The organism is Protofrankia sp. CiP3 (assembly GCF_917627345.1).
Taxonomy (GTDB): domain Bacteria; phylum Actinomycetota; class Actinomycetes; order Frankiales; family Frankiaceae; genus Protofrankia.
Window position 1 is genome coordinate 4,318 of the sequence record NZ_CAKJTM010000038.1, and the last position, 26,344, is coordinate 30,661.

Below are 26,344 nucleotides of genomic sequence, written 5' to 3' on the forward strand. Positions count from 1 at the left end.
TACCCTGGCTCGTCGGTCGCCACCCAGCACCTCCGGTGACTGCCTCCGCCGCCTCGCGATGCACGCACCCCAGCCCCGCTCCTTGATCCACGCCCCTATTGCCGGTCGCTCTTATCCCGGCGACCCTGCCGGAGCGGGTCAGCCGGACCGTCGCCGAGCCCTCCCCGTCCGGAACTCGTGGCGCCGGTCGGGTCGCGTGACGAGATCAGCCGGGGTGGCGCAATCGGTAGCGGTCGCCTTGTAAACCCGTCATCCCGTGTCCCGGAATGCCGCCGCGTGCCGGCACGTGCCCCACAAGCCCAGGTCACCGCGCTGTTCGTGTCCCAACGTGCAGGCCCCGTGCCGCGCCGTGCCCCAGCGTCTGCGCACACGTTGAGCACAACCAGGTTGGCCCGGGAATCCCAGATATGGATTTCATCCGTCGCGAAGGCGAACGGGACGCCGACAGCCGTGTTGGGCTGCTGTCGGCATCTTTCGCCGATCTTCTGTCGCAACGATGCTCGAAGCCAGCCCGGAACCCACGCGCCACACGGGGGTGGCCATCCGACGGGACCTGGCCGGCAGAGGGGGCCAAATTCAAGATCCGTACGGTGTCGTCGCTGCCGCCCGTGGCAAGCCACGTGCCGTCGGGAGCAATCGCGACCGCGCCTACGCGGTTGGTCGACTCGTTGAGGCGCGCGCTGCACCACCGACGAGGAACAGATCGGCTTTCGCGCCGCGCCGGCCAAGTTCCTCGTTCAACTCCCCCAGCAGGTTGTTGATCGCCGTCCTGTCGAGACCGGGGTTCGTCATGTCACGCTCGTTTCAGCGCCCCGCTCGTGATGAACACCCCACGTTTGCGAAACGACAGCGGCGACTCGACCAACGCTCGCGGATGAAGTCCCCGCAACGCGGTCACGAACCACCACGGCACCGCCTCCAGTTCCGGGTCACGCACCCACGCCGGCGGTGGCCAACCATCCCGGCGGGCCAGGTACTCGCCGAGCGCAGCCAACGCCGCGTCCACCCGCCGATCCCCCGATTCCCGTGGCCGAAACGCCCACATCGCCTGCGCGGCCGCAAGCCCCTCGTGCGTCCGCACGCTCGCATAGTCATCGAGCATCTGGATCACAGCGAACCGCCACATGTCCTGGAGACGCGCCCCCGAGGCGACCATGTCCGCCGCCACGACGGCCGCATCGTCGACCGACCGGAAGGAACGCAACGGATCCACAGGCCCCAAGGTACCCGTGATCATGTCGGCCACGGATGCGCCGCGCATTGTCGGCGTCGAAGCGTCCGACGGCAGCGTTGCTGGACGGGGCGACGCGAGCGTCTGACGCTTCGGAGTCCGGTACACCGGCAGTCACGCCGGCGGTGGCGGTTCCTGATCAACGTCACAGGCACGCCAGGTTGACGTTCGCATGGGTCTTGACAGTGTCGGCGCGCGGCGGCTGGTCGGTTTATGTGAGTGTGGCGAGGTCGAGGGTGGTTTCGTGGCCGTCGGCGAAGCTGACGGTCATGCGGGCGGTGCCGCCGATGGCTGCCAGGTAGGCGTTGAGGGTTGAGAGCAGCAGGTCGTGGGGCTGTTCGATGCGGCTGATCGCGGCCTGGGTGACGCCGAGGCGGCGGGCGAGTTCGACCTGGGTGAGGGCGGCGGCTTGGCGCAGCGCGGCCAGGCCCATCGCGTAGGTGCGGTCGGTGTCGACCATGTCCGCTCGAATCTGAGCGACCTCGTCGGCGATGTCGGGTCGCTGGGCAAGTTGGCGGATGCGGTCGTTGCCGCGGATGAACCTGACGTCGTCCTCGGTCGTGTCGTTCTTGGTCATGGGGTGCCTCCTTGCTGGCGGAGCCAGGCGTCGACGAGTGCTTCGCCGCGGGTGGCGGCGCTGGCGTAGAACACGTCACCGATCGTCTTCTTGTCGAAGCCGATCAACGCGAGCACGACGTGGTCGTCGGCCGGGAACCAGCAGATGATCCGGACAGCGACCTCCGGGTCGAACGGATGGGCAACGCGCCACAGCTCATGGCGGCGGGCTTGCCGTACTCGTTTGAAGGTCGGGGACTCCTCGACGGGTCTGGCCGGGAGATCCGTGAGCGCCTGCAGGAGCGCCACGGCCAAGGCGAGGCGGCGGCCTCCTTGTTCTTCCGCGTCGGTCAGCCAGCGGTCGAACTCGTCGGTCCAGTCGACGATCATCCTCTTCAGTATGAGCCCCGCTTAATACAACGTCAACCTCATAGCTGGCGGCCTCGCGGATGAGGGCGCAGGCGGCGACAGCGGGCCGGTAGTGATGCACTCCGCCGCCACACCGTCTGCCCGTAGCCCCCACCGATCGGCCCTGAACGCCGCACCCTGGAAACGAACCCGTGCAGCGAAAAACCGACATAACGAACAATCGGCAGAGCAATCTAATAACCTGAGGTAGCCGGACGATTCGGCTGGCGCTATCAGCGCTGGTCCCGAAATAGCTTTATCAGCTACACTTGATAGTCAAACAACTACAGAGGGTGCCCCCAACGGGATTCGAACCCGTGCTACCGCCTTGAAAGGGCGACTTAAGCTCCTCCCCGTGTACCCCTCTGACCTGGCAGTTCGCAGTGCAGCCGACGTTCGGCGGCCGAGTTCCGGCACGTATTTGGCGTAGACCATGATCAATAGTGGGGTGAAGCGTTGCCGCTTCATCGATAGCGAGGTCTGCCAGGTGGCCTGTGAGGGTCGGACTCAGCGGGTACCGGTGACGCCACGACTAGGCCGACCAGTGTGACCGAGCGGCGGACCTTCGCTGCTCGATGCCGATCTGCTGATCGACAGTTCGGTCCGATGCGGCCGAGACCGCGCCCGAACGGCGACGAGCGAGACCAAGACTGAGGCCACTCGACGTGCTGCGGCGGGTCGTCGCGCAGTTGGCTCTCTCTGTGACCACTTGGAAGGCTACCTTCGGTGGTTGAGTGGCTACATATTGAACCCTGCAAGGGGGAGTTCTTGATTGTGGTGTAGATCACCCGTCTGATAGCATCCTGCAAGAAAATTAAGTGGCATCCTGTCTGACAGGAGGGGAACTCAAGTATCTTCAAGGTTCAAAGGAGAAACTTTGGAAGCCCAGCCAATCGGCGAGAGCGATTGGGTCGAAGCCGCGGTGGGTGATCGAGCCGCGCAGGTTCTTCGTCGGTACAGCGTTCCGTGCCTCCACCATGCTCATACGCAGGCGCTCTATCGCCATCGTCTCGCGACCTGGACGAATGCTACGACGTATGGCACCGATCGCTTTCACTGCCTCTGCTCGACTTTCGGAGCTGTTGCCGAGAAATTCCTTCGGGGATGCAACGTTAAGCGGCCGTCCGATGGGTTCGGTAGCCCATTTCTGATTGAGCACCAAGGCAGTGCGATCTACACATGGCGGTACGGGGACACTGCGCAGGACAGCTTCGAAGGACTCGCTCCCGAGGAGAGCTGGATCAGGCGACGGCTTCTCGACACGGGAGACCCGCGCCAGGCGATGCTGGACTACCCTGGCCTTCCACCCATCGACCTGAAGCGCGTCGTCTTCCTGGCATGGGCTGGCAATATGGACGAAGGCCTCACTAAGGCCTTTCTCGGGAGGCCCTACCTTACCGGCGAGGGTCTCGTCGGGTGGATCGACGGAGCACGTGAGGATCTTGATCTCGACGTCGGTCGAGAGACGTTTGTGTTGCCGCGCACCTCGACTGAGGAGCCGCCCGCCCGCCACCTCCTGGGACCAGTCAAGAGTCCGTTTGCATCAAGTCCGCCAGCATTTTCGCTTGAACTTGTCGACCCTAGTTTGAAGTTGGATGATATCGCCGAAGGCGACGAGAATCCCGGTGGCGATTTGGCCGGTTGATGGCGTGATGGAGTCAATCCAGTGGTGTTCGCCACCCGAAGCGTTGGCGCTCAAGCAAGTAGGATATGATTCATCTCTAGCGGAACCTGATTGTCAGGTTCCGCTAGAGGCATTCCGCTACCCAAGGCCGGGTTGTAGAGAGGAGGCTGAGTGAGTGAGAAGCAGGAAAATCGAGATTGGTCAGTAAAAACCATTGACTCGATCTTCCCCTACTCTGAAGATCAGGCGCTGCGGCAAGCCGAAGCTGTTGCAGTAGCCTTTAGTCCGGCCCGGCTAACTTTGGCACGTGAGCGAAACGGCTGGACCAAAAAAATGCTGGCAAATAAAATAGAAGTCAGCCCAGCTGCTGTCACCCAATTCGAGAGTGGGCAGGCGCGACCTTCACCCGCTACGCTCCAAAGAGCTGCAAATCACCTTGGCGTCGATCTTCGGTATCTGGCGGTGGGGCGGCCTGTTGTCAGGGTTCCTGAAGAATCTGCGCATTTTAGAAGTCTTAGATCGACGCGGGCTTTTGAGCGACATCAGGCGCTTGCCGTAGTTGCGCATCTCGCGGAGCTTATCAGAATAATTGAGAGGCTAGTTCGTCTACCTCAGGTCAACCTCCCGGATTATCCGTTGAGTGGGAAGGTTGAGGTGAATGTCTCTCTTGACGGTGACAAGCTGTTTGAATCCGCGCCTGTGCACGGTGTAACGCCCGAGACGGCTGCACGTTTGGTGCGAGGGAAGTGGGAAATTCCTGGTGGTCCATTTCCACATCTAATTAGACAGCTTGAATCGCGAGGGATTGTCGTCGCCATGGCGAAATTTGGCGCCAGCGAACGTATTGATGCCTTTTCATGCAACCTGCCGGAAATTGGCCGCCCATTAATATGTCTCTCGCGCGATAGGCAAAATGTCCTGCGGCGGCGGTTCAATGCTGCCCATGAACTAGGGCACCTGGTACTCCACCCAGAGGCTCATCCTGGTAGCAGCTTGCAGGAGCGGGAGGCGAACCGATTTGCCGCAGAACTATTGATGCCCGCAAACGATATAGGCGACTTTCTGCCAATGCGGCTCGACCTAGCTCATCTAATGGAGCTTCAGCGAGTCTGGGGAGTTTCCGTACAGGCGCTCCTGCATCGGAGTCATGAACTGGGTAGGTTGAGCGCCGAGCTTTATAGGCAGGGAATGATTCGCGTCAATCGCCTAGGCTGGCGTCGAGACGAGCCAAACGAGGAATATCCGTCAGAATGGCCATCCCTGCTATCTGAGGCAGTCAAACTCGCTTCGGCGAACGGAGCTTTTCCTGAATCGCTAGCGGAAGTTTTGTATCTACCTGTCGCGGAAGTGCAGGATCTTCTGGGATACCTTGATGACGCGCGTCCTCAACTTCGACTAGTGCAGCCACCGCCAGCGCGGCTTTTGTGAAGAATATTCTAATTGGTAGTACAAAAAGTGCTGTCTAGTTGTGGGAATGCTACCCGTGGGATGATCGTTGTAGTGGGTGACGTCGTCCGGCGGGAAGAGGATCTATGTTCGGGTTGGTGGTCCGGTTCGATCTGCGGTCTGGCGCCGCAGGTGAGTTTGATCGGCTGGTCGCGGAGACGTTGCCGCTGATCGTGTCAGTGGAGCCTGGGACGCTGGTCTACGCGACGCAGGAGGTTGAGGGGGAGCCCGACGTTCGGATCTTCTACGAGCTGTACCGGGACCGGGTCGCATTCGACGAGCACGAGCGTCAGGAGCACGTCCGCGGGTTCTTGGCGGCCCGTGAGGAGTTCCTCGCCGGACCACCGCGCGTGGAGTTCCTGACCGGCGTCGGCGGTAAGGGTCTGCCGGGTGGTGCGCAGTGACCGAGCCGACTCCGACGCTGGGTGAGCGGGTGGCCTTCCATCGGAAGCGGCGCGGCCTGTCTCAGGTTGGGCTAGGTCGGTTGATCGGCCGGTCGGAGAGCTGGGTTTCGCAGGTCGAGCGGAACGCGCGCAAGATCGACCGGATGTCGGTGCTCGCCCAGGTCGCTGATGTGCTGGGCGTGCCGGTGGCCGACCTCGCGCCCGATGTGCCGACAGAAGCCCCCGCGTCTGAGTCTGAGCCGTGGCGGGACGTGCTGCGCTTGGCGCTCACCGGGCATCCGGCGCTAGCGGCTGTCGCCACGGTGCCCACGGCCGAGAGTGCTGCCGATGAGGACTTCGGCGCGCGCGCGGAGCAGGCGTGGAAGCTTGTTCACGGGTCGCGGTACTCCGAGGTTGGGCCGTTGCTCGTGTCGCTGATCGCCGATCTGGAACGGGCGTTGCGTTCTACGCCGGTCGATCAGCGGCCGGCCGTTGCCCAAGTGCTGGCAAGCGTCTATCAGGCGGCTGCCGCCGTGTTGGGGAAGGTCGACGATGCGGAGGCTGCCTGGCTCGCGTCCGACCGCGCCCTGTTCACCGCTGAGGTGACAGGAGACGTGGCGCTAGTGGCTGCGGGCCAGTTCCGGATGGCGCTGGCGATGCTCAGCGTCGGGCGGCTGGAACAGGCGCAGCACGCTGCGGCGACCGCTGTCGCCGCGCTGCGCCCGCGGCTACCGGAACTCGGCATCGAAGCGACATCGGTTGTCGGCGCCCTGTGCTTGGTGCGGGCGGTCAGTGCAGCCCGAAGCGGCGACCGCCGTACTGCCTGGCAGGCCATCGGTGATGCCGTGGAGCTGGCGGCGACAGTGGGTGCCGGGCGGAACGACTTCAACACGGAGTTCGGGCCCGCGAACGTCGCTCTCCACGAAGTGTCCGTGGCGGTCGACCTCGGAGACGCTGGCGACGCGCTTGACCGCGCGGCGCGGGTCGACACCGCCGGCCTGTCACCGGAGCGTCGGGCCCGCTTCCTGGTCGACGTGGCCCAGGCCCACGCGCAACGCCGCGCCCGGGGGGATGCGTTGACCGCACTGTTGGAGGCGGAGCAGGTCGCCCCGGAGCAGATCCGTGACCATCCGAAGGTTCGGATGCTCGTCCGCGATCTGCTGCAAGACCTGAATCAGCGCTCTGACCAGCAGCTTCGTGCGCTGGCAGACCGGTGTGGGGTACCAGCCTGAAGAACCCGCACAGAAAGTACTAGACAACACTCAAAGTACGGCACATACTTCAAGTGCGGGTTGGCGGCGCCACCGGCGCCGCCTTCGCCGTTTCTGGGACGACTCCACCGCCCCAGAACGAGCGGACCCCGGCGCGGTGACTCCACCACCGGCCGGGGCCCTGATCCGACCTGTCTAGGAGGTCAGACCGCTATGAAGTGTGCCCTGATTTCGCCGCCGTCGGCGGACAACCTGAAGGACGCGACGGTCCGCGAGGTCGAGCGGATCGCCCGTGAGCTGATTGAGCGAGGCAAGAAGTGACCACGCTCGCGTCTGTGGCCGCGCCGGGGCACTCCGCCCCGGCGCCGGCCGGCCCGTTCGCGTCCGCGCTGCGCCTGGCCGCGGACCTGATTGACCAGATGCGCGCGACCGACCCGGACATCCGGGTGTCGGTCAGCGCGACGGACAGCATCGGGCCGGGTCTTCCCGAGATCCGGTTCCTGTTCCACGGGAGCGACCGGCAGTCGCTGGCGTCGTTGTCCGGTGCCACGTTCTCGTTCGATGTGCCGGTAACCGTGTCCGACCCGTCGCCGCACCTCGACGGCGGGGTGTGGGTCGGTGGGTCGGTGGTCCGCGACGGCGTCACGGTGTTGTTCCGGACCGGCCTGCACGACCCGGAGGTCATCGCCTACGCGCGGCAGGTGTTCCCCGACGGCACCGGGGGCTGGTGATGGTAGCCGATCCCGTTGAACGGGAGCCGTCGAAACGTGAGTTGGCTGCGATTGAGGCTGAATGGCCGTTGATCGCGGCCGAGCTCGCAATCGTGGATGCGGAGGTTGCGGTAGCCGCCGGCGGCGGCCAGTTGGCTGCGCGCCGGCTGGCTGCCGCCAGGCGGTCGGCGGCGCGGCTGGCCGCCGGTTTCGAGCCGGCCAGACCGAACAGATCTCGTCGGGCGCGGCGGCTGGGAGGTGCGGCGTGACCGCCGTTTCGTTGCCGGCCGGCGTGCCGGTGGCGGGGCTGGTCGCGGCGGCGGTGATCGGTCTGCTGTTCCTACGTGGCCGACACATGAAGGTTGCCGCCGCTGTGCTGGTTCTGGTGGCGGGCGTGGCAGGTCTGCGGCCTGGTGGAGGTGGCGGGCCGGACGCCCCGGTGCCGGTGGCCTACCGGCCGTGGATCGTGCGTGCCGGCGGCCTGTGTCCGCAGATCAGTCCGGCGTTGCTCGCCGCGCAGCTGCGTCAGGAGTCCGGGTTCAACCCGAACGCCAGGTCGAGCGCGGGTGCGCAGGGCATCGCCCAGTTCATGCCGGGTACCTGGCGGTCCTGGGCGACGGACGCTGACGGGAACGGTGTTGCTTCCCCGTGGGAGCCGGCGGACGCGATCACTGCTCAGGGTCGGCTGATGTGCGCGCTGGCTGACCGCTACGACGGTCGTACCGATCTCGCTCTTGCCGCTTACAACGCCGGGCCGGGTGCGGTGGACGCCGCCGGGGCTGTCCCCGCGATTGCGGAGACCCGCAACTACGTCAACGCGATTACCGCCTCCGTGGCCGGCTTCACCGGTCTCTGACCGGCACTGCCTTTTCTTCCTCCTTCTCTCCCTGCGCTTCTTCGTTCTTCACGACCTCATGCGGGAGGTTTGTCGTGCTCATCGCGTTCGCGCCGGTGACGGCCGCCGACGTGGGTCTACCGGACCCGCGGGCGGTCACCGCCGCGATTCCTCTGCTGCTCGCCGCGGTGTTGATGTGGCGGCGTTGGCTGCCCCGCGTCGCGGCCTGCCTTTTCCTGGTCGCGGGGGCCTCCCTGACGTCGGGGTGGCTGGCGATTGCCGTACACCAGGGAGTCGACTGGATCACCCAACTGATCAATCTGATCACCCGGACCACGGTCGGTGGCGTCGCGCCGGGGGCGCTGGCCATCGTCCTTCTGATCTTCTTCATTCTGGAGATGCGTCCGGACTTAGACGCTCTGAGCCGCCTACGGACCAACCGTCTCGCGCTGACCCGGGTCGGCGGCGGCGGACGGACAGGCCGGCATGCGAACCGGTCGCGCCGGACGGGTGCGAAGGTGAGCCGGGGGCGGCCGGAGAAGCTCGCCGCCGCGGGGGTCGGGCTGATCCTGCCGTCGGTCGCCGCGACCATGACCGGCGGTCTGGGCGCCGTGGTCATCAGCGCGTTGAACCTGATCGGTGGAGCGTTCGCCTGGCCGCTGTCGCTGGCGTGGGGCACGGCATGAGCACCACCACCGTCGCGTCCGGTTCGGCAGGTGGCCGGTGGGAGCAGGCCGCTGGCAGCATCCTGCCGATCGTGCTTGGCGCCGGGGTGTTCGCCGTCGCGTTCGTCCACGTGCACGACGTCGCCAAGTGGGCTGGCCAGCCCGGCTGGGCCGCCTACCTGATCGCCATGACCGGGGAGGCGATGGCGATCGCCGCCCTCGCCGGGATCAACTCCCGCCGTCGCACGCCCGGAGCCAAGGTCGGGTGGCCGGTGTTCGTCCTGGTGAGCGCGGTGCTGTTCTCCGGCGCCTGCAACCTTGCCGCGGTCACCCACCGGCCGGGCCCGAACGACCCGCCAGGTGCCGGGCCGATCGTTGGACAGCCGGGCCCGTGGGTGGGGCTGATGGCCGTGTGGCCGGTCGTCGCGTTCGGTCTGGTCGCCGGGCTCAAGGCCACGAAACCCGGCCATTCCGTCCACGTCGGCGCCCAGGCAGCCAGCACTACGAGCACAACCCACGCACACACTTCGCGCGTCGACGGTGCCCCTGCGAATGTGGGGAGCACCTCGTCTCCGGCCGGGCACACGCCTCTGCGGGCACCGGACATCACCCCGGCCAGCCCGCCGGCCCCACCCGTACGGGAGCCGTTGGGGCAGGTGGAGGCGGCTGTGCCGCTCGCCGCATCCTGGGCCCGCGTCGGCGAGAAAGGTAACGGCGAGCAGACCGGCAGGCACATGGCCGGGCACATTCCAGCCCGTGACGACCGGTCGGCGCTCACGCAGGCCACCGACCATGTGCCCGCCGCGCCCGTGTCCTTGCCGCCGGTCCTGTCGGATCGTGCCGGTGAGACAGAGGCCGGTTGGGTGCCGCCGGCCGTCCGCACCGATGGGCCGTCGCTCGCCCCGCCGCCAGCACCGCGAACCGCTGAAGTGCCGGCACCCCGGGTGGAAGCCGTCCAGTTCCGGGCGCCCCGACCCGCCCTCGAACCGCCCACTACCGACGGGGACGGCCGCGCGCCCGGGGATCCGGACGTGTCCGATCTCCTTCCCGACAGCCGCAAGGTGCGCGACGCCCTGGCGAAAAGCGGCGCGTCACTGAACCGCAAGACGCTGCACGCCGGGCTGAAGGAGTACGGCCACAGGGCGGGGACCCGCCGCCTGGACGCGGTCCTGCGGATCCTGCGGGAGCCGGTGATGGCCCCGTGACCGCCACCGACGACCGGCCGATCTCCCACCCGGCTACGACTGCGGTGACCCCTTCCGTCGTCCCAACGGCAGAGGTCACGGTGAGTGAAAGTCTCAGAAGTCTCGAAAGTATCGTGGCCTCCACCGCCCTCCCGGCGACCAGCGCTGACACGACGGATGTGGCCACTGACGGGGGTCCGGGTGAGACTGTTGAGACTTTCGCGGCCCGCTGGCCGGTCGCGTTCAGTCACCGGATGTCGGATTGGGCGCCGGTGGCGGTCGAGCCGGCCGACGCAGCGGCAGTGGCCCGCTATGCAGTTGAGGCCGACTGGTGCGCCCCGTACGCCCTGGGCTGGCGGCGGGCCGGGATCGGCTACGCCTACCTGATCGCCCTGCCCGCCACGACCACCGCCTACAGCGCCGCGTGGCTCGCCCAGTGGGCCGGCGGGATCGACACCGGATGGCTGCCCACCGGCCGCGACGGTGAGAGTCGCCGGACCCGGTGGCTGGCCGCCCGCCCCCCGTCGCTCGGTGAACTGGCCGCGACCACCACGGTCGTGGGTGGCCCACGCCGTGCCGCCGCTGTCGCCGCGGTCGTCGCCTCTGCCGCCGCCTACGGGCTGGCGTGGATCTTCCAGCGTCCCGGGCGGCTTGCCGCCGCCGCCCTACTCGCCATCGTTGTCTGGTTCGGCTGAGGAGCCTGCCATGGAACTTGCCATCCTGCTGTGTTTCGCCTACGCCTGCTACCGCGCTGGCCTGGACGCCGCGGTCAACGGCTATGCCCTGTCTCGGGGCCGTGACGTCTACATCGGTGAGGGGCCCAACCGCCGCCACTACAGCGGGTTCAGTGTCGGTGTACTGCTGGGCGTGTTCTTCCGTTCCCTCGTGGAGGGCGTGCGGGTCGGCTGGCCCTGGGCCCGGCGGACCGCCGCTACTTGGCGGGAGGGCCGTCGGCGTGGTGAGGCCTGGGCGCCGCCGTGGAATGCCATGCGCCCGCCGCGCAGGCGCCGCTGCCGGAGGCAGCCCGCCGACGCCACGCCGCCCGCCGACGATGGCGCTCCGGCCGGCGGCCAGGCCCACTCCCCGACTGGCGAGCCGGGCGAAACGGTGCAGCGGTGCAGCCGGTGCGACCGGGACGTGAATGCCAAGGACGCCGACCCCGTCCGGTGGATGCAGGACGAAGGTTGGGTGTGCTGGAGCCACCTCTCCGACTCCTGCGCGGTCTGCGGGAATCCGGCCCGCCCCGGTGATCCGCTGGTCCTGACCGGCGGCTTCTGGGAGCACGCCTCCCACCAGTCGCTCGGCGACGACCCACATCCGGAACAGCCGGACGCGGCGGTCATGGTGGCCGCCGACGTGGTCGACGCCGACGGGCGGCCGATCGACGCGGTGTGGGAGCCGCCCGCCGCGGGCTGGGCTTCCCTGCACGGCCACCGGACGTCATGACCTCACCGTCGCCTGTCGGTCGCGCCCGGGGCCCACCCTCTGGCGCCACCACCGCTTCCCCCGTCCCAGCCCGCCTGATCGCCCCTGTTTCGCCTTCCGAGAGGAGCTGTGATGACCGCGATCGTTCCCGCCAGTGCCAGCCAGCCGTCCGCCGAGGTCATTGACCGTGACGCCGCGGCGCGCTATCTGTCCGCCCTCCACGCCAACATCACCAACACCGTGTCCAGCGAGCTGGAGTCGCTGCTGGGCGGCATGGCCAACGCCGGCCTGACCGACCCCGATGTCGTTAACCCGGTGCACGCCGTGCGGGAGCTACTCACCGCCGCTCGCGACGGCGTGCAGTTCGCCGTGGACGCGCTCAACGGCGGCCACGCCGCCGTGGCCGAGACGGTCAACGCCGTCGACGCCGCCGACCAGACCGACTTCTACCGGCGGCACTGATCCCGTCCGGGTCGTGTCCGTGCGGCCCGCGCATCACCCCGGGTGGCGTGCGGGCCGCACGGTCCCCACCCGGACACCGGCGGACTTCCACCAGGACGAAGGAGGGCAGGACGATGGCCAGCCACCCCCACACCACCCCGGTATCTCCCCACCGCCGGCCCGCCGGCCCGGCCACCGTCGACGCGCGAGTGGAACAGCTGCTCGCGTCCGCCGCGGGCGCCGCCGACAGCCACACCGCTCTGGAACATCTCGTCACCGCCACCGAACTCGAAGCCAAGGCCAAGGCGGACGCCGACGCGCAGCGCGCCGCCGCAGACCCACTGGTCGGCAAGCTCGTGGCCCGCGCGAAAACGGCCCTCGACACTGGCGACCGGGACCGGGCCGAACAGCTCCTTGCCGCCGCCCAGACCGCCGCCGACCGGGGCCGGTTCGACGCACTGTCAATCCGCGGCCATGCCGTGCCACTGGCAGTGATCGGCCTGCTGTGGGCCGGGGCCGCAGCAGGCCACATACTCCCCGGGTCCGGGCCGACGATCGCCGGGCTCTACCTCGCCCTGGCGGTCGTCTGGTGGTGGGCGAAAGGCCGCCGCGCCGCGTGGGCCGACCGGCCCCGCCGCCGGCGTCACACCACCCTCACCACCGCGGCGGGGGCGGGCTGGCTCTACTGGGCCGCCACCACCGGCGCTACCGGCTGGCACGCCGCCGTCCTGTGGATCGGCGGCTACCTCCTGGCCGCCCCGTACTGGTCGGGCATCCACATCCCCAACCCGCCGGCACCCGCCCCACCGGCCCCTGCGCCGGAAGCTTCCACGGCTGCGCCCCGGCTGGAGATCACCGAACAGGGCAGCAACGTCATGGAACTGTGGGCATGCTGGGTCGCCGGCCGCGGCGGCCCAGTCGAAGGGTCTCGCCTCACCCACCGCGAACGGCTCGACCACGGCCGGGAAGCATTCCTCGTCCACCTCATGCGGGGGCGGCAGTCCCGCGGCTGGCTGGACTCCCGCATCACCCTGATCGCCTCTGCCATGGGTATGGCCGCCCGGAACCTGGAGTTCGAGGACCACCCCGACGGCGACCACCGCGCCCGCCTCATCGTCACCCTCGACCGCACCGCCGCCGACACGTCGCAGACCTACCCCGGTCCGCAAGCCTGCTACGACCCGACCACCGGCCTGTCCTACTGGGGAGTCTGGCCCGACGGCGCCCTGATGCCCTGGGAGGCCTTCCACCCCGACCGCGGCGCGTACTCCGGCGTCATCCTGGGCGCGTCCGGATCCGGGAAAAGCCGGCTGGCCGAACAGCTCTGCCTGACCTGGATGGCGACCGGGCTGGTCACGGTCTGGATAATCGACCCGCAGAACGGTAGCAGTCTGCCGACCCTGTCCCGCCACGTCGACTGGGCCACCCTGGGTACCGACAACGGCCGGGCCAAGACCATGCTTCAAGCGGTCGACATCGTCGGCAAATTCCGCACCAAGATCAACGGAATGGTGGGGCGAGAGGTCCACCCGATCAGCCGACGCCAACCCGCCCTCATGGTCGTCATCGACGAATGTCACATGATCTTCGATCCGAAAGTTGTGGGGCCGGTGGAGGCCGCACACAACGTCGGTGTGGCCGACCGTATCGCCCGCGCCTACCGCAAGGCCGGTATCGGCGTAGTTCTTCTCAGCCAGTACAGCGACCTCACCGTGTTCGGTGGATCGGAATCCCTGCGGTCCAATGCGCTGACCTACAACGGCATCGTCATGCGGCTAACCAGCAACATAGCCGGTAACCTGATCGCCGGTTTCGAGGGAAACGCGAAGAAGCTTCCCCCGCACGGATTCGCCTACCGTGTCGGTGGCGGCGCCCGTGACATCTCCGGACGTTCCTTCCACGCCGAACCCGTCCTCGCCGACTACTACGCCGACGTCCCCACCCTCGAACTCGAAGCTGCCGTTCGCTACCAGCTCCAAAAGAAGCTCGGGGACGTCTACGACAACCGCCGCCACGCCGCCGACATCGCAGCCGCCGACATCGCCGCCGAGTTCCTCGACGGCGAAGCCATGGACCCAGACCTGATCGCCGAGGTCGCCATTGATGACCCGAGGGTCGCCGCCCGCCTTGAGGAACTCGCCACCCGCCGCCCCCTCTGGAACCCCGCCCCGGTGCGGCCGACGATCCCTACTCCCGCGACCCGCACCACCACGACCGGCGTGACCCTGCAGCCCGCGACCTGGATCAGCCTCACCACCCCTGACCCCGCCGACGAGAACGAGCCGTCCGCCGACCCCGGCGCCTACCCGTCGCTGGCCACCGCAGCCGGCCGCGACATCTACCGGCTCGTCACCCGCGACGCGGTCGCCCTTGCCGATATCCGCGACCACTGCGATTACAGCAAAGCCACCATCCACCGCACCCTAAACGCTCTTGAAGCCGACAAGCTCATTCACCAACCCCGTCACGGCCTTTACGCCCGCACCGCCTAACTCGCGAATCCGGCCGGCGAGTAGGTACCCCCGTCCCAAAAACAGGCCTGTAAAGCCGAATTTCAGAAGAAAGGAAGGCCGTCATGTCTCGAAAGATCTTGATCATCTCGTTTGGTTTTCTTCACGGCCCGCCCCCCGACGCCGACCTGATTCTTGACCTGCGCCCTTACCGCGACCCGCACGTCACATCCCACCTGCGGGCCCTCACCGCCGACGACCACCAGGTCCGCCGGGCCGTCATGACCACCCCCGGCATCACGAAGCTCATCGCCGACACCGTCGCCGATCTGCGCGCCCGTTCCCGAACCCGTCCCGCCGGCCCCTACCGGGTCGCCGTCGGCTGCGCTGGTGGCCGGCACCGCGCGCCCACCGTCGCGCTCGCGATCGCCGACGGCCTGGTCACCTTCGCCCGCCCGCAGGTCACCCACCGCGACCTCCGCAAGCCCGTCGTCGCCCGCTGACCCACAAAGGAGAAGCCCATGGGCCACGTCTGCCCGGACCACATCTGCCCGGAATGCGACGAGGAGGTCATCAGCGAGCCGCCCACCGACGACCTCACCCCCTACGCAGCACACGGGCTGACCGCGCCGGCCTGGGCCCACCTCGACGGCACCCCGCTGTGCCCCGTCATCGGCCCGGACGGCTACCAGCCCGCCCAGCCCAAGCGCCGCCGTCGTCGCTGACACCCCTCACACCTCACCCGCCGCCTACCCCGACAGACCAGCCAAGCCGCACCGAAGGAGCCGACATGGCCGGCGAAACCACCATCACGGTGATCGGAAACCTCACCGCGGACCCCGAGCTGCGCTTCCTGCCGAATGGCGCCGCGGTCACCGGGTTCACCGTCGCGTCCACCCCCCGGGTCCTGGACCGCCAGACCAACGAGTGGAAGGACGGCCAGGCGCTGTTCCTGCGCTGCTCGATCTGGCGCCAGCCCGCCGAACACGTCGCCGAGTCCCTCTCGAAGGGCGTCCGGGTGATCGTGACCGGCCGCCTCAAGCAACGCAGCTACGAGACGAAGGAAGGCGAGAAGCGCACCGTCTTCGAGCTGGACGTGGACGAGATCGGCCCGTCACTGCGCTACGCCACGGCCAAGGTCGTCAAGGCCACCCGCGGCACCGCCGGACAGACCCCGCCCGCCCCGGCCACCGCGGACGACCCGTGGTCGGTGCCCGCCGGCGCCCCGGCGGAACCGCCGTTCTAGACCCCCTCGTGGTGCGGCCGGTCGGCCCACATGCCCCGCCAGACCCGGGCCGACCCGCCGCCACCCCTCCACCCGAAAGGATCACTTCCCCATGCCATGGAACCGCCTGACGGGGTTGCTCACCCCGAACGCGATGCCGGATATCACCTCGGACGAGTACCAGGTGACGCGGCGCGCGCTTGAAGACCACCCGGCCACCGCGGGAATACCGCCGAAGGACCTGTCGTCGCTGGCGCAGTACCTCACCGACGTCATCACCGAGGACCTGCACAACGAGATCGACCAGCTTCGGGACGACTTGAACGACGCCCAGGACGACCTGAAGGCCGCGAACAAGGAGCTGCGATCGCTACGGCGTGAGCTCGGTAAGGCCCGCCGTGGGGCCACCACGCGGCCCGGCGGTGCGGGGTGAAGCCCGCGGGACAGACCGCCGGGCCGGCAGACACCTCAGCCCTGTTCGACCTGCCCGACCTCAACGCTGTCGGTCCCACTGTCCCGGCGGCCCTGCCCTACCGGTCCCACCCTGCCGCGGCGGCCGGTCGTGCGTTGGCCGGGGACGGGTACGGCTGGCTGGTCGCTGTTCTGCCCGACCCGACTCCGCTGGTCTGCGACCGGCACAGGGTGGCGATGGTGCTCGCCGACCCGCCGCCGCTGTGGGTCTGCCCCGTCTGCACCGGCCCTGCGGGGGGTGGGTGATGGCGGTCTACGAGCGCACCCACCGCGGCCACCGGATGATCGTGCACGCCCCCAGACCCGGCGAGTTCGACCCGGCCGCGTGGGGCCGAGATCTGGCCGGACAACCGGTGCTCGGTCTGGACGTGGAGACCCGCACCCTGCCCGACGGCGGGCCGGGCCACTTCGGCCCGGACGCCGGACTGCGGCTGGTGCAGGTCGCCACCTCGACCGTGGCATGGGTACTCAACCCCCTCGACCCCGCCCAGCACGCCGCCGCCGTCGGCGTGCTGGGCGAGCCGGCACGCCGGTTCGTCACCCACACCAACTTCGACACGTTGGCGGTGTGGTCGGCGTTCGGGATCGCGCTGGGACAGCGGGCCGCGGACACACACCTGCTCTCCAAGCTGATCAACCCCGACGAACGGACCGGTCACGGCCTCAAGACACTCACTGCCCGCCATCTTGACGATGGGCTGACCCTCGCCGAGGCCGCGTTGCATGCCCGCATGCAGGCGCTGGCCCCGCCCGCGCACCGGGCCGGGACCCGGTGGAAGAGCTGGGGGTGGATGAACATCCCCGCCGACGACCCGGCCTATGTGGTCTACGCCGGGCTGGACGCGGTCTACGTCCGCCGGCTGCTGCCGGTACTGCTGCGGCTGTGCGCACCGTTCTCCCACCTGGTCCCGGTCGAACAGTGGCTGGCCGCGCAGTCCACCGGGATCACGATCCGCGGCCTGGCGTTGGACCGGCCCTACACCCGCCATCTGCTCGACCAGACCGAAGCCGCCCACCGCCAGGCCAACGACGCGATCCGGGCCGCCATCGGCTGTGCGGCCACCAGCCCGGCGTTCGCAGCCTGGCTCGACACCCACGGGGTACCCGGGCCACGTACCGCGACCGGACGGTTGCAGGTCACTGCCGACACCCTCACCACTCTGTTCCGCGACCTCGACACCGGCCAGCTCACCCTGCCCGACCAGGTCCGAGCCATGCTCACCGCGCGGCGGGCAGTGGCACGGACGTCGAACACGATCGCGAACCTGAGATCGTTCCTGACCGCCGCCGACCCGGACGGCCGACTGCACCCGCAGATCAACACCCTGCGGGCCCGCACCGGCCGCATGTCCATCACCAACCCGGCGTTGCAGACGCTGAAGAAGACCGACCCCCGGCTACGCCACTGCCTACGCGCCGACCCCGGCCGCGTCCTGATCTCCTGCGACTTCTCCCAGGTCGAAGTACGGGTCACCGCCGCCCTGTCCCGTGACCCCGCCCTCACCCGCGTACTCCTCGACGGCGCGGACATCCACGACGCCACTTCCCGGCTGCTGTTCGGTCCGGACTTCACCAAGGCACAGCGGACGCTGGCCAAGCGGGCCACGTTCGGCACGATCTACGGCGGCGGGGTCCGCGCCCTGATGAACGCCACCGGCGCCCCCCAGACCGTGGCCGCCGACGTCCTCACCCGCTGGCGCGCCGCCTACCCCGGCGTAGCCGCCTACTCCACCCGCATGGGCGCCGAACCCGTCGTGATCACCGGGTCTGGTCGGCGTATCCCCGCCGACCCCGACCGGCCCTACGCCAACGCCAACTACGCCGTCCAGTCCACCGCCCGTGATCTCCTCGTGGCCGCGGTCTACGAGCTGGTGACCCGCCACGGGCTGCATGACGCGCTGTGGCTGTTTGTCCATGACGAAGTCATCCTCCACGTGCCCACCGACCAGGCCGACGACGTCCGCCGGCAGCTCGAAACAGTCATGACCACCTCGTTCCGCGGCATCCCGATCACCGCCGACGCCGAAATCCTCGGCACCCACTGGGGCTCCCTGGAGAACGCATGACCACGGCCTGCACGGATGGGACGGATCTGCCGTCCCATCCGTCCCACCCTCAGCACCGCAGGTCAGACGGGGTGTCGCTGGGACGGCGGGACGTTTCGATCCGTCCCAGCACCACTCCGCTCCCGGCCACCGACCGTCCGATGCGGATTCTGGTCACCGGATCACGGACGTGGACCAACCGGCGGACCATCGCCGGAGCCCTGCACCGCGCCGCCCGCGACGCCGCCGGCCGCCGGGTCGTGCTGGTCTGCGGAGCCTGCCCCACCGGCGCCGATCGGATCGCCGAGGACATCGCCACCGCCCACGGGTGGGGCGTGGAACACCACCTCGCCGAATGGGCCCGCCACGGCCGCGCCGCCGGACCCCGCCGCAACACGGCCATGGTCGACACCCGGCCAGACCTGTGCCTGGCGTTCATCGCCGACGACAGCCGCGGCGCCACCCACACCCGCGACCTTGCCGAACGCGCCGGGATCCCCACCCGCACCTACACCAACCAGCCCGAAGACCCCCGCCTGAACGCGGCGTTCGCCCTCATCGACGCCGGCCGGCGGGTGTTCGTCCTGGGCCGCACCAAACGACCCGTTGCGAACTGCCCGGACTGCCAGGCGAGCAAGGACGACCCCGCCCACAACCGGGAGACCTGCCCCTGCCTGACCTGCCACGGGTTCTACGCCGCCACCAACCAGCCCGACCGCGCCGCCGCCATGCTCGCCGCCGTCCCGGACGGTCTGCTCGCGATCCGCACCGGCATCTGGTCCGGGCTGGTCGTGGTCGACATCGACCCCGCCCACGGCGGCATCCTCGACCCCGCGCTGATGACCCCCACCGCCGCCGTGGCGACCGGGGGCGGCGGGTGGCACCTGCACTACACCCACCCCGGCGGGACGATCCCTTCCCGGCCCCTGCCGGGTCGGGCCGGTGTCGACATCAAGGCCGACGGCGGGTACGTCGTGGCCCCGCCGTCGGTCCACCCGGGCACCGGGACGCCGTACCGGTGGGTGGGTGACCGGCCGGTCAACGAGATGCCCCCCGCCCTCCTCACCGCCTGTCGCACCCCCGCGGCCCCGACCCCGGCGCTCCGCCCGCCCGCCTCCGTGGCCCGCCTGGCACGGTTCGGGGGAGGGGGCATCTCAGATCCCGCCGCACTACTGGCCGCGACCCTCGACACCGTCACCCGCGCCCCGCACGGACGACGCCGAACCACCCTGTACGGCGCCGCCCGCGGCGTCGCGCGCATCGTCCTGGCCGGACACCTCACCGCCGACGACGCGATCACCGCGCTCACCGACGTCGGGCGGCAGGTGGAGCAGACCGACCGCGACATCACCGCCGCCATCACCGGCGGATTCACCGCGGAAGGACTCACCCCATGACCCCACCACCAGACGCCAGGGTCGACGGGGCGGCGATCCTGGACCGGCTCCACACCGCCCTCACCCGCTACGTGGTCCTGCCGACCCCCGAAGCGACCGACGCCGTCGCGCTGTGGATCGCCGCCAGCCACGCCCAACCCGCGTGGGCTCACGCTCCCCGGTTGGTCATCCGCGCCCCGGAGAAGCGGTGCGGCAAGTCCCGCCTGTTGGACGTCGTGGAGGCGACCTGCCACAGCCCGCTGATCACGGTCAACGCCTCCACCGCCGCCGTCTACCGGTCCATAGACGAAGATCCCCCGACGCTCTTGGTCGACGAAGCAGACACGATCTTCGGGGCGGCCCGGTCCGGCGACGCCAAGGAGGACCTGCGCGGACTCCTCAACGCCGGCCACCAGCGCAACCGGCCCGCGATCCGCTGGGACGCCGCCAACCGATCCCGCGAGGTCCTGCCCACCTTCGCCATGGCCGCCCTCGCCGGAATCGGCACGATGCCCGACACGATCGAAGACCGCTCCGTCATCATCCGCATGCGCCGCCGGATCAACGGCGAAACGGTCGCCCCCTACCGGCACCGCCGCGACCGGCCGCACCTGCGCACCCTCGCCGAGGAACTGGACGGCTGGCTCCGCCCCACCCTCGAAATCCTCGAACTCGCCGAACCCGTCATGCCCGTCGACGACCGCGCCGCTGACACCTGGGAACCCCTGATCGCGATCGCAGACCACGCCGGCCGCGACTGGCCCGAGCGTGCCCGCCACGCTCTGATCACCATGATTGCCGAAGCCACCGCCGACGAGACGCCCAGTCTCAAGGTCCAGCTACTCATCGATGTCCGATCCGCGTTCGGCAGTTCCACCACCGCGCTGTTCACCAAACAGCTCCTTGCCCTTCTCAACGCCGACCCCGAAGCCCCCTGGGCCGACATGGGAGCCGGTGGCCTGTCCGCCCGCCGCCTTGCCGACCTTCTTCACGAGCACGGCATCCGTTCCCGCAACGTCCGCGTTCCCGGCGAACAGGGCAAGGGCTACGAGCGCGCCGACTTCCTGGACGCCTGGCGCCGCTACTGCCCCCCGATCGACGACCCGCCCACCGGCCCCGAGGACGACCCCGCGTTGCCGGTGGGACGGATCGAAACGTCCCGCCGTCCCGCCCACACCCCCGCCCACCAGGGCTGATGAGGGTGGGACGGATGGGACGGCAGCCATCCGCCCACCAAACACGCCGACCAAGTACCTCGACACGCACAGCCGAAGCGGCCCGGCGACCAGCCGACCAAGCAACCCGCCGGGGCCGCACCCCATCCCCAGGACGGAGCGACACCAGGATGCCCCCACTTGCGGCACATGCGAACCCTCGCCGCCACGCCAGGACTACTGGTGCGGCCCGAGGAACCGGACGGTTCATGAGCGTCTCCGAGTTCTGCGATGAGCTCGGGATCGCCCGCTCCACCTTCTACGACTGGCGCGCGAAGAACACGGCGCCGGCCTGCATCAAGCTCCCGAACGGCGAGCTTCGGATTCGCCGGGTCGACTTCGACGCCTGGCTCGCCTCCCTCGCGAAAGACCTGACCTGATGACGACCACCACCTACGACGTCCGCATCTGGAAGACGGAGATCTACCGCGGCAGCCGGGTCACGACCTACTACGTCCGATGGAGCGTCGACGGAAAATCATTCCGGGAGGCCTTCCGGAACCGGGCGCAGGAGGAGAGCTTCCGCGCCGACCTCGTCGCCGCGACGAGGAAGGGTGAGGCCTTCTACGTCGCCACCGGGCGCCCGATCTCCATGGACCGCATGGACGTGAGCATGTCCTGGTACGAGTTCGCCTGTTCCTACACGGACGCGAAGTGGTCGCGCTCCGCCGCGACCACGAGGCGGACCCTCGCTGAGGCGCTCACCGCCATCACCCTGTGCCTTCTGTCGACGGAGAGGGGGATGCCTGACGGCAGGGTGTTGCGCACGGCGCTGCGCCGCCGGGCCTTCAACACCGCGCTCCGGGACAGCGAGGACATCTCCGACGAGATGCGGGATGCCCTGCGGTGGGTGGCCTCCCACACCCGGCCGGTGTCGAGCCTGGCTGACCCGTCCACGCTGCGGAAGGTGCTGGACGGGCTGACGGTCAAGCTTGACGGCACTCCCCGTGCCGCGAGTGTCGTCACGCGCTGGCGAAAGATCCTCAACAATGCGGTCGCGTACGCGATGGAGGGCAAGCTCCTGGCCGTCAACCCGATCCCGGCGCTCAAGTGGAAGGCGCCGCGCGGCGTCCAGGTCGTGGACCGCCGTTCCGTCGTCAACCCCGTCCAGGCACGCACGCTGCTGCGCGCGGTGCCTGGACTCAGGGAGAACGGACCCCGGTTGGAGGCCTACTTCGGGTGCCTCTACCTGGCGGCCCTTCGTCCGGAGGAAGCGTCCGCGCTGAAGGAGAAAGATCTTGCGCTTCCTGGTCGGGGGTGGGGTGAGCTGCACTTGGGGCGGGCTACTCCCCACGCCGGGAAGGAGTGGACGAACACCGGCGACGACCGTGATGACCGGCAGCTCAAGCAGCGTGAGCCCGGCGAGGTCCGGCACGTTCCCTGCCCGCCCGAGCTGACCGCGATGCTGCACCGCCACCTCCGCCTGTTCGGGACCGGCCCCGGCGGTCGGCTGTTCGTGACGGAGGCCGCGGACCCGATCTCCAGTCTCACGGTCACTCGCATCTGGAGCCGGGCGCGGGCGGCCACCTTCACGCCGGAGGTCGCCGCGTCGGTACTTGGGAAGACGCCCTACGACCTCCGTCACGCGGCGGTGTCCACGTGGCTGAACGCCGGTGTCCCCGCGACGCTGGTCGCAGGCTGGGCGGGGCACAGCGTGGAGGTGCTCCTCAAGATCTACGCGAAGTGCCTCGACGGGGAGGAGACCCGCATGCGGGGCCGCATCGAAGAAGCTCTCGGTTGGAAGTCCGACGACGGAGGGGGAGGGGCTGGCACGGCGTAGGGCACCCGGCGGACTTCGGCGCCAGTTTGGCGCGGACCGCCGGAGTCCGCCGGTACCAACCGGACACGGCCGGACAGTCAAAGGAGGTTCAGCGAGGTCAAAACCCCTGGTAGCGCGGGGGTTTTGGCTGATGATCGGAGTGTGCCCCCAACGGGATTCGAACCCGTGCTACCGCCTTGAAAGGGCGATGTCCTAGGCCGCTAGACGATGGGGGCGGGCGACGGCGACCGGGCCAAGCTACAACCCACCCGCAGTGTCAACCGTTGGGAACACTGCAAGCATAGGGGTGCCGGGCCGCTGGAGACAAACGGGCTCTATGCCGGTTCCGGCCATGGCCTCGCAACCACCGGGCCCCACAGCCCGCTCGGCCATCGTCGCAACGCCACGCACTCTGTTGCCGGTCACTCTTAGGCGTCGGCCAGCGCCGGCAGCGGGTTGACCCAACGATAGCGCGGGAGGAAGAAGGCCCGCACCGGACGTCCACCGATGGCCAGGTTATGGGTGATCGGAACCGATCCGGTCGGGTACGCCACATCGAACGACAGCGTCACGTCATCGGCTCGTTCCAGGGGGGTGTTCGGGTCGTAGACCCAGAGCGTGACAGCGGTTTGTCTCTGTTCGTAGGCGTATGCCAGCAGCTGGTGGTTGGCCCCGAGCTGGAACGGGTCGTACGAGCGCAGCGTGATGACTCCGAGCGGTGCCAGCACGCCGCGGTCGAGGTCGAGCCGCACCCGCGGCCACTCGTTCACGACCGTGATGCGCCGGCTACCGCGTACCGTCAGCGAGGACCGCGTGGTGTCCGTGTCCGGAGTCGCCATGAGCTGGTAGTAGCGGACAACACCGCGCGGGATGTCGAAGCTGTCAAACAGCCGGCGGACGATGTAGCGGTACAGCGGTGAGCCCGGCGGCGGTGGTTCCTGCAACGTCGGTGGGGCCAGTCTCGCCTCGAAAAGATCACGTGTCGTATAGATCATGCCGCCGCACAGGCCGCGGCTGGCGTCACCGATCGGTACCTGCCCGATACCCGGAAGATCGATTTTCAGGACGGGCTGCTTCGGAAAGTCGTTGATGAAGGGCAGCCCACCGCTGCTCGGGCGAAATCCCTCCACCGCGCCATGAGCGTCGACCATCTCGCCTCACCTCCCGCACAGCCGTGTCGCCTGGGAATGACAGCCGTCTGGGAATGATGCCCCAGGCTCTCGCCCGTACCGCCAGGCGGGCCGTGATCGGCTGGTCCGGCGCCCACCAGGGAGAAGACGCGGACGCGATCGACGCTCCAGCAGACACGCCCCAGTGGTGACAGCCAGGTGACCGGGACCGCCCAGGTGGGTATGCCAGCCGGTATGAAGCATCGTCCCGAAGGCATTCCCGCAGCCCAGCTGTCGGACGAGGACCTCACCCGCGAAGTGGACCAGCTGCACATGACCCGTCACGATGCGTTCCTGCACGGCACCAGGGATGCGTTCGACACACATACCGCCCGGATGCTGAGCCTCGAGTACGAGTATCTACGCCGTTTCGCGGCGGTCATCGGGCCGGACCCGCGGCGCACCCGAGCCGGCAGCCGTCAAGCCGCCGAGGCGGGCCGTGTCAGCTCGTGATGTCCCGGGTTCCGAACACAAGCCGGGCAATAATGATCATTGCTGCCCCGTAGCCGCTCTCGAGCACCAGCCCACGTCTGATGTTCACCCAGCTCACGGGCGCACGGAACAGGTCGACGAACCCCATCCAGTAGTGGGTCGGCAGGTATGGCTGGATCGCGGCGGCAGCCGGCAGCTGATCGAGGACTCCCGCGGTGACGAGGACACCGAGGGCTCCGAGTGTCGCCGCGAGCGGCGTAGCGGTGACCACCGACAGGAACAGCCCGATGCCGACGATGCCGAGCATGGACGCGGCCACGAACAGCGCTGAAAGCGCGATCCGGATGCCTGCCTGCGACAGGGAGAGAGGAGGCCCGGCGCCGGACAGCGGCCGGATGGGGGCCAGCCCGAACAGCCCCCAGCCGACCACGAAGGCGGTTGTGGTCACCGCCGTCACCGCGATCACCAGATAAACCATGATCCCGGCGAGCTTCGCGGCCAGCAGCCGGCCCCTGCCAACCGGCCGGATAACCAAGTAGCGCAGGGTCCCCGCGTTGGCCTCGCCAGCGATCGCCTCACCGGCCAGCAGCAGTACCGCCACCGGTAGAAACAACGGCAGGACGAGGACGAGGGCCGCGACCGGAAGCCACGTCCCGTTGTGCACGACCTCCGTGAGGAAGGCTGGACTTGCGGTGCCCGACCCTATTCCGCTAATTTTCAAAAAAAGTGCGACGATTACTGGAAGTGCCGCGAGCATCAGCACTGACATCCACGTCCGCCGTCGTACCAGCAGGATCCGGAGCTCGACGCGGATCATCGGTCATCCAGGATGGATTCCAGGTCACCGGCTGGATCATTGCCGGTCAGTTCCAGGAAGACATCCTCAAGTGATCGTCGTTCCACCACCAGTTCGGAGACGCGCACACCGGCTGAGACCAGCGCGGCGTTGAGCGCCATCGGGTTCTGCGTCCGGGCGACCAGGGAATGCCCGTCGCGGGCCTCGAGCACCCGTTCGAGCAGGTGCGCCGCGAGGTCGGAATCCGGGGTACGCAGGGTGACCCGGCCGGTCGGCCCGCACAACGTGTCAAGGGAGTCATGCGCGACCAGGCGGCCATCACAGATGATGGCTGTCTCGGTGCAAAGCATCTCAACCTCCGAGAGCAGGTGCGACGAAAGGAAGACGGTCGTTCCCTCGGCGTTCAGCTCAAGCAGCAGATCACGAATCTCCCGGATGCTCTGCGGATCGAGACCGTTTGTCGGCTCGTCCAGTATCAACAGACGAGGCCGGCGCAACAGGGCCGCGGCGAGGCCGAGCCGTTGTTTCATCCCGAGTGAGAACCTGCTGATCGGCCGGTCGTCGATGGCGCCGAGCCCGACCCGGTCGAGGGCATCCTCGATCCGTCTCCGGCGGCTGCGTCGAGCACCGCCGCGGCCGGCCGCGTCAAGCGCGGACAACTCGACCCGGGCCGACAGAAAAGTGTGGAACGCGGGAGCCTCGACCAGCGCACCGATCTTGGGCAGTACCTGCCGAGAATGGCGGGGCATGCTCCGGCCGAGAATCTTGACGCTACCGGCGCTCGGGCGCACCAGGCCGAGCAGCATGCGGACAGTCGTGGACTTGCCCGAACCGTTGGGGCCGAGAAACCCGAACCGGTCACCGGTCGCCACCTGGAGGTCGAGGCAGTCCACCACGGTCCGGTGCCGGTAGCGTTTGGTCAGGCCGTCCGCGTGGATCGCGAACGTCATCCCGGTTCTCGCGTAACGTCGACAGGTTTGAGTTGCTGGCTGGTGCCGGGAACACCAGGCCGCCGCAGGACAGTGCCGGCCTGCCGGAGGAGATTGAAAGCGCCGGGCATGAGGCAACCACGCGGCGCGGTTGACGAGGCAGCCGCGCCGACTGCCAGCGCGTCCAGCGGATACTGGCCCGACGCGCGGCGGCAAGACGATCGCAAGGTAGGCACTGTGCCTACTAGTAAAGCGGTGCGGTCCTATGTCATCGACAGTTGGGTAGGGCCTGACTCGCGTGTCGCGCCGGAGTGATCAAGACGGTTCTGGCGCATTGGGCGAGGACAGGGCATAGTGGAC

Annotated in this window: 32 protein-coding genes and 1 tRNA gene; 24 read left to right on the forward strand and 9 right to left on the reverse strand. The window is 68.5% G+C overall.

Translation table 11 applies throughout. The features are described from left to right. Window positions 1-304: 304 nt before the first annotated feature. The 5 genes from MJ797_RS27500 to MJ797_RS14490 form a co-directional block, all read right to left on the reverse strand. Window positions 305-637, reverse strand: a complete 333-nt coding sequence (locus MJ797_RS27500) for a hypothetical protein (protein WP_374582251.1) — start codon at window positions 635-637, stop codon at window positions 305-307. An 11-nt stretch (window positions 638-648) separates the two neighbouring features. Further along, entirely contained in the window at window positions 649-792 is a 144-nt protein-coding gene (locus MJ797_RS14475; protein WP_239335038.1) for a hypothetical protein, read from the reverse strand. Between the two features lies 1 nt (window position 793). Beyond that, the gene (locus tag MJ797_RS14480) at window positions 794-1,237 is read right to left on the reverse strand and encodes a hypothetical protein (RefSeq protein WP_239335039.1); all 444 of its coding nucleotides are present in this window, start codon (window positions 1,235-1,237) and stop codon (window positions 794-796) included. Between the two features lie 205 nt (window positions 1,238-1,442). After that, window positions 1,443-1,808, reverse strand: coding sequence for a helix-turn-helix domain-containing protein (locus MJ797_RS14485; protein ID WP_239335040.1), 366 nt, complete (start codon window positions 1,806-1,808; stop codon window positions 1,443-1,445). After that, window positions 1,805-2,176, reverse strand: coding sequence for a hypothetical protein (locus tag MJ797_RS14490; protein WP_239335041.1), 372 nt, complete (start codon window positions 2,174-2,176; stop codon window positions 1,805-1,807). The genes MJ797_RS14485 and MJ797_RS14490 overlap by 4 nt, the downstream gene beginning before the upstream one ends. 895 nt (window positions 2,177-3,071) lie before the next feature. On the opposite strand from MJ797_RS14490, the gene MJ797_RS14495 reads away from it, so the two are divergent. The 23 genes from MJ797_RS14495 (at window position 3,072) to MJ797_RS14605 (ending at window position 22,679) form a co-directional block, all read left to right on the forward strand. Further along, a complete protein-coding gene (locus MJ797_RS14495; RefSeq protein WP_239335042.1) occupies window positions 3,072-3,839 on the forward strand; it encodes a hypothetical protein in 768 nt (255 codons plus the stop codon). Between the two features lie 150 nt (window positions 3,840-3,989). Further along, window positions 3,990-5,246 carry an ImmA/IrrE family metallo-endopeptidase gene (locus tag MJ797_RS14500; protein ID WP_239335043.1) on the forward strand — a complete coding sequence of 419 codons (1,257 nt, stop codon included), beginning with the start codon at window positions 3,990-3,992 and terminating at the stop codon, window positions 5,244-5,246. Window positions 5,247-5,350: 104 nt separating this feature from the next. Further along, window positions 5,351-5,668, forward strand: a complete 318-nt coding sequence (locus MJ797_RS14505) for a putative quinol monooxygenase (RefSeq protein WP_239335044.1) — start codon at window positions 5,351-5,353, stop codon at window positions 5,666-5,668. Continuing rightward, on the forward strand, window positions 5,665-6,879 hold the full coding sequence (locus tag MJ797_RS14510) for a helix-turn-helix domain-containing protein (protein WP_239335045.1): 1,215 nt from the start codon (window positions 5,665-5,667) through the stop codon (window positions 6,877-6,879). The genes MJ797_RS14505 and MJ797_RS14510 overlap by 4 nt, the downstream gene beginning before the upstream one ends. A 296-nt stretch (window positions 6,880-7,175) precedes the next feature. Further along, window positions 7,176-7,589 carry a hypothetical protein gene (locus MJ797_RS14515; RefSeq protein WP_239335046.1) on the forward strand — a complete coding sequence of 138 codons (414 nt, stop codon included), beginning with the start codon at window positions 7,176-7,178 and terminating at the stop codon, window positions 7,587-7,589. After that, window positions 7,589-7,837 carry a DUF6284 family protein gene (locus MJ797_RS14520; protein WP_239335059.1) on the forward strand — a complete coding sequence of 83 codons (249 nt, stop codon included), beginning with the start codon at window positions 7,589-7,591 and terminating at the stop codon, window positions 7,835-7,837. The genes MJ797_RS14515 and MJ797_RS14520 overlap by 1 nt, the downstream gene beginning before the upstream one ends. Beyond that, on the forward strand, window positions 7,834-8,424 hold the full coding sequence (locus tag MJ797_RS14525; RefSeq protein ID WP_239335061.1) for a lytic transglycosylase domain-containing protein: 591 nt from the start codon (window positions 7,834-7,836) through the stop codon (window positions 8,422-8,424). Before MJ797_RS14520 ends, MJ797_RS14525 begins: the two co-directional genes overlap by 4 nt. Before the next feature lie 74 nt (window positions 8,425-8,498). Beyond that, a complete protein-coding gene (locus tag MJ797_RS14530) occupies window positions 8,499-9,089 on the forward strand; it encodes a hypothetical protein (RefSeq protein WP_239335063.1) in 591 nt (196 codons plus the stop codon). Then, window positions 9,086-10,273, forward strand: a complete 1,188-nt coding sequence (locus tag MJ797_RS14535; RefSeq protein WP_239335065.1) for a hypothetical protein — start codon at window positions 9,086-9,088, stop codon at window positions 10,271-10,273. The genes MJ797_RS14530 and MJ797_RS14535 overlap by 4 nt, the downstream gene beginning before the upstream one ends. Then, on the forward strand, window positions 10,270-10,947 hold the full coding sequence (locus tag MJ797_RS14540; RefSeq protein ID WP_239335067.1) for a hypothetical protein: 678 nt from the start codon (window positions 10,270-10,272) through the stop codon (window positions 10,945-10,947). Before MJ797_RS14535 ends, MJ797_RS14540 begins: the two co-directional genes overlap by 4 nt. A gap of 10 nt (window positions 10,948-10,957) precedes the next feature. Next, the gene (locus MJ797_RS14545) at window positions 10,958-11,698 is read left to right on the forward strand and encodes a hypothetical protein (protein WP_239335069.1); all 741 of its coding nucleotides are present in this window, start codon (window positions 10,958-10,960) and stop codon (window positions 11,696-11,698) included. 111 nt (window positions 11,699-11,809) lie between these two features. Beyond that, window positions 11,810-12,139 carry a hypothetical protein gene (locus MJ797_RS14550; protein WP_239335070.1) on the forward strand — a complete coding sequence of 110 codons (330 nt, stop codon included), beginning with the start codon at window positions 11,810-11,812 and terminating at the stop codon, window positions 12,137-12,139. 113 nt (window positions 12,140-12,252) lie between these two features. Further along, a complete protein-coding gene (locus tag MJ797_RS14555) occupies window positions 12,253-14,610 on the forward strand; it encodes a hypothetical protein (RefSeq protein ID WP_239335071.1) in 2,358 nt (785 codons plus the stop codon). A gap of 83 nt (window positions 14,611-14,693) precedes the next feature. Further along, window positions 14,694-15,071 (forward strand): RNase adapter RapZ, encoded by a 378-nt coding sequence (locus MJ797_RS14560; RefSeq protein ID WP_239335072.1) that lies wholly within the window; start codon window positions 14,694-14,696, stop codon window positions 15,069-15,071. Window positions 15,072-15,089: 18 nt separating this feature from the next. Continuing rightward, window positions 15,090-15,293, forward strand: a complete 204-nt coding sequence (locus MJ797_RS14565) for a hypothetical protein (protein WP_239335073.1) — start codon at window positions 15,090-15,092, stop codon at window positions 15,291-15,293. 65 nt (window positions 15,294-15,358) lie between these two features. Then, window positions 15,359-15,814, forward strand: coding sequence for a single-stranded DNA-binding protein (locus MJ797_RS14570; protein WP_239335074.1), 456 nt, complete (start codon window positions 15,359-15,361; stop codon window positions 15,812-15,814). Between the two features lie 91 nt (window positions 15,815-15,905). Continuing rightward, entirely contained in the window at window positions 15,906-16,226 is a 321-nt protein-coding gene (locus MJ797_RS14575; RefSeq protein ID WP_239335075.1) for a hypothetical protein, read from the forward strand. Next, window positions 16,223-16,510 carry a hypothetical protein gene (locus MJ797_RS14580; protein ID WP_239335076.1) on the forward strand — a complete coding sequence of 96 codons (288 nt, stop codon included), beginning with the start codon at window positions 16,223-16,225 and terminating at the stop codon, window positions 16,508-16,510. Before MJ797_RS14575 ends, MJ797_RS14580 begins: the two co-directional genes overlap by 4 nt. After that, entirely contained in the window at window positions 16,510-18,330 is a 1,821-nt protein-coding gene (locus MJ797_RS14585) for a DNA polymerase (RefSeq protein ID WP_239335077.1), read from the forward strand. The genes MJ797_RS14580 and MJ797_RS14585 overlap by 1 nt, the downstream gene beginning before the upstream one ends. Continuing rightward, the gene (locus tag MJ797_RS14590) at window positions 18,327-19,706 is read left to right on the forward strand and encodes a bifunctional DNA primase/polymerase (protein ID WP_239335079.1); all 1,380 of its coding nucleotides are present in this window, start codon (window positions 18,327-18,329) and stop codon (window positions 19,704-19,706) included. The genes MJ797_RS14585 and MJ797_RS14590 overlap by 4 nt, the downstream gene beginning before the upstream one ends. Then, on the forward strand, window positions 19,703-20,881 hold the full coding sequence (locus MJ797_RS14595) for a DUF3631 domain-containing protein (protein WP_239335081.1): 1,179 nt from the start codon (window positions 19,703-19,705) through the stop codon (window positions 20,879-20,881). The genes MJ797_RS14590 and MJ797_RS14595 overlap by 4 nt, the downstream gene beginning before the upstream one ends. A 227-nt stretch (window positions 20,882-21,108) precedes the next feature. After that, a complete protein-coding gene (locus MJ797_RS14600) occupies window positions 21,109-21,279 on the forward strand; it encodes an AlpA family transcriptional regulator (protein WP_239335083.1) in 171 nt (56 codons plus the stop codon). After that, window positions 21,279-22,679, forward strand: coding sequence for a tyrosine-type recombinase/integrase (locus MJ797_RS14605; RefSeq protein WP_239335085.1), 1,401 nt, complete (start codon window positions 21,279-21,281; stop codon window positions 22,677-22,679). Before MJ797_RS14600 ends, MJ797_RS14605 begins: the two co-directional genes overlap by 1 nt. 142 nt (window positions 22,680-22,821) lie before the next feature. Here the strand turns inward: MJ797_RS14605 and MJ797_RS14610 are convergent. Both MJ797_RS14610 and MJ797_RS14615 read right to left on the reverse strand, forming a co-directional pair. Then, a tRNA-Glu gene (locus MJ797_RS14610) sits at window positions 22,822-22,894 on the reverse strand. 192 nt (window positions 22,895-23,086) lie between these two features. Further along, window positions 23,087-23,809: a hypothetical protein gene (locus tag MJ797_RS14615; protein ID WP_239335087.1), complete on the reverse strand. Its 723-nt coding sequence runs from the start codon at window positions 23,807-23,809 to the stop codon at window positions 23,087-23,089. 213 nt (window positions 23,810-24,022) lie between these two features. Here MJ797_RS14615 and MJ797_RS14620 point away from each other — a divergent pair, with 213 nt between their 5' ends. After that, entirely contained in the window at window positions 24,023-24,280 is a 258-nt protein-coding gene (locus tag MJ797_RS14620; protein WP_239335124.1) for a DUF6158 family protein, read from the forward strand. Here MJ797_RS14620 and MJ797_RS14625 read toward each other — a convergent pair. After that, window positions 24,270-25,076: an ABC transporter permease gene (locus tag MJ797_RS14625; RefSeq protein WP_239335091.1), complete on the reverse strand. Its 807-nt coding sequence runs from the start codon at window positions 25,074-25,076 to the stop codon at window positions 24,270-24,272. The two genes, MJ797_RS14620 and MJ797_RS14625, sit on opposite strands and share 11 nt — an antisense overlap. Further along, entirely contained in the window at window positions 25,073-26,005 is a 933-nt protein-coding gene (locus MJ797_RS14630; RefSeq protein ID WP_239335093.1) for an ABC transporter ATP-binding protein, read from the reverse strand. Before MJ797_RS14630 ends, MJ797_RS14625 begins: the two co-directional genes overlap by 4 nt. Between the last annotated feature and the right edge of the window lie 339 nt (window positions 26,006-26,344).

What these genes read in the sequence shown, in the direction of transcription:
- MJ797_RS14565 (WP_239335073.1), top strand. Translation starts at nt 15,090, where the DNA reads ATGGGCCACGTCTGCCCGGACCACATCTGCCCGGAATGCGACGAGGAG.
- MJ797_RS14605 (WP_239335085.1), top strand. Translation starts at nt 21,279, where the DNA reads ATGACGACCACCACCTACGACGTCCGCATCTGGAAGACGGAGATCTAC.
- MJ797_RS14475 (WP_239335038.1), bottom strand. Translation starts at nt 792, where the DNA reads ATGACGAACCCCGGTCTCGACAGGACGGCGATCAACAACCTGCTGGGG.
- MJ797_RS14545 (WP_239335069.1), top strand. Translation starts at nt 10,958, where the DNA reads ATGGAACTTGCCATCCTGCTGTGTTTCGCCTACGCCTGCTACCGCGCT.
- MJ797_RS14595 (WP_239335081.1), top strand. Translation starts at nt 19,703, where the DNA reads ATGACCCCACCACCAGACGCCAGGGTCGACGGGGCGGCGATCCTGGAC.
- MJ797_RS14485 (WP_239335040.1), bottom strand. Translation starts at nt 1,808, where the DNA reads ATGACCAAGAACGACACGACCGAGGACGACGTCAGGTTCATCCGCGGC.
- MJ797_RS14625 (WP_239335091.1), bottom strand. Translation starts at nt 25,076, where the DNA reads ATGATCCGCGTCGAGCTCCGGATCCTGCTGGTACGACGGCGGACGTGG.
- MJ797_RS14555 (WP_239335071.1), top strand. Translation starts at nt 12,253, where the DNA reads ATGGCCAGCCACCCCCACACCACCCCGGTATCTCCCCACCGCCGGCCC.
- MJ797_RS14480 (WP_239335039.1), bottom strand. Translation starts at nt 1,237, where the DNA reads ATGATCACGGGTACCTTGGGGCCTGTGGATCCGTTGCGTTCCTTCCGG.
- MJ797_RS14490 (WP_239335041.1), bottom strand. Translation starts at nt 2,176, where the DNA reads ATGATCGTCGACTGGACCGACGAGTTCGACCGCTGGCTGACCGACGCG.
- MJ797_RS14520 (WP_239335059.1), top strand. Translation starts at nt 7,589, where the DNA reads ATGGTAGCCGATCCCGTTGAACGGGAGCCGTCGAAACGTGAGTTGGCT.
- MJ797_RS14585 (WP_239335077.1), top strand. Translation starts at nt 16,510, where the DNA reads ATGGCGGTCTACGAGCGCACCCACCGCGGCCACCGGATGATCGTGCAC.
- MJ797_RS14615 (WP_239335087.1), bottom strand. Translation starts at nt 23,809, where the DNA reads ATGGTCGACGCTCATGGCGCGGTGGAGGGATTTCGCCCGAGCAGCGGT.
- MJ797_RS14505 (WP_239335044.1), top strand. Translation starts at nt 5,351, where the DNA reads ATGTTCGGGTTGGTGGTCCGGTTCGATCTGCGGTCTGGCGCCGCAGGT.
- MJ797_RS14630 (WP_239335093.1), bottom strand. Translation starts at nt 26,005, where the DNA reads ATGACGTTCGCGATCCACGCGGACGGCCTGACCAAACGCTACCGGCAC.
- MJ797_RS14535 (WP_239335065.1), top strand. Translation starts at nt 9,086, where the DNA reads ATGAGCACCACCACCGTCGCGTCCGGTTCGGCAGGTGGCCGGTGGGAG.
- MJ797_RS14570 (WP_239335074.1), top strand. Translation starts at nt 15,359, where the DNA reads ATGGCCGGCGAAACCACCATCACGGTGATCGGAAACCTCACCGCGGAC.
- MJ797_RS14575 (WP_239335075.1), top strand. Translation starts at nt 15,906, where the DNA reads ATGCCATGGAACCGCCTGACGGGGTTGCTCACCCCGAACGCGATGCCG.
- MJ797_RS14550 (WP_239335070.1), top strand. Translation starts at nt 11,810, where the DNA reads ATGACCGCGATCGTTCCCGCCAGTGCCAGCCAGCCGTCCGCCGAGGTC.
- MJ797_RS14590 (WP_239335079.1), top strand. Translation starts at nt 18,327, where the DNA reads ATGACCACGGCCTGCACGGATGGGACGGATCTGCCGTCCCATCCGTCC.
- MJ797_RS14560 (WP_239335072.1), top strand. Translation starts at nt 14,694, where the DNA reads ATGTCTCGAAAGATCTTGATCATCTCGTTTGGTTTTCTTCACGGCCCG.
- MJ797_RS14620 (WP_239335124.1), top strand. Translation starts at nt 24,023, where the DNA reads ATGAAGCATCGTCCCGAAGGCATTCCCGCAGCCCAGCTGTCGGACGAG.
- MJ797_RS14600 (WP_239335083.1), top strand. Translation starts at nt 21,109, where the DNA reads ATGAGCGTCTCCGAGTTCTGCGATGAGCTCGGGATCGCCCGCTCCACC.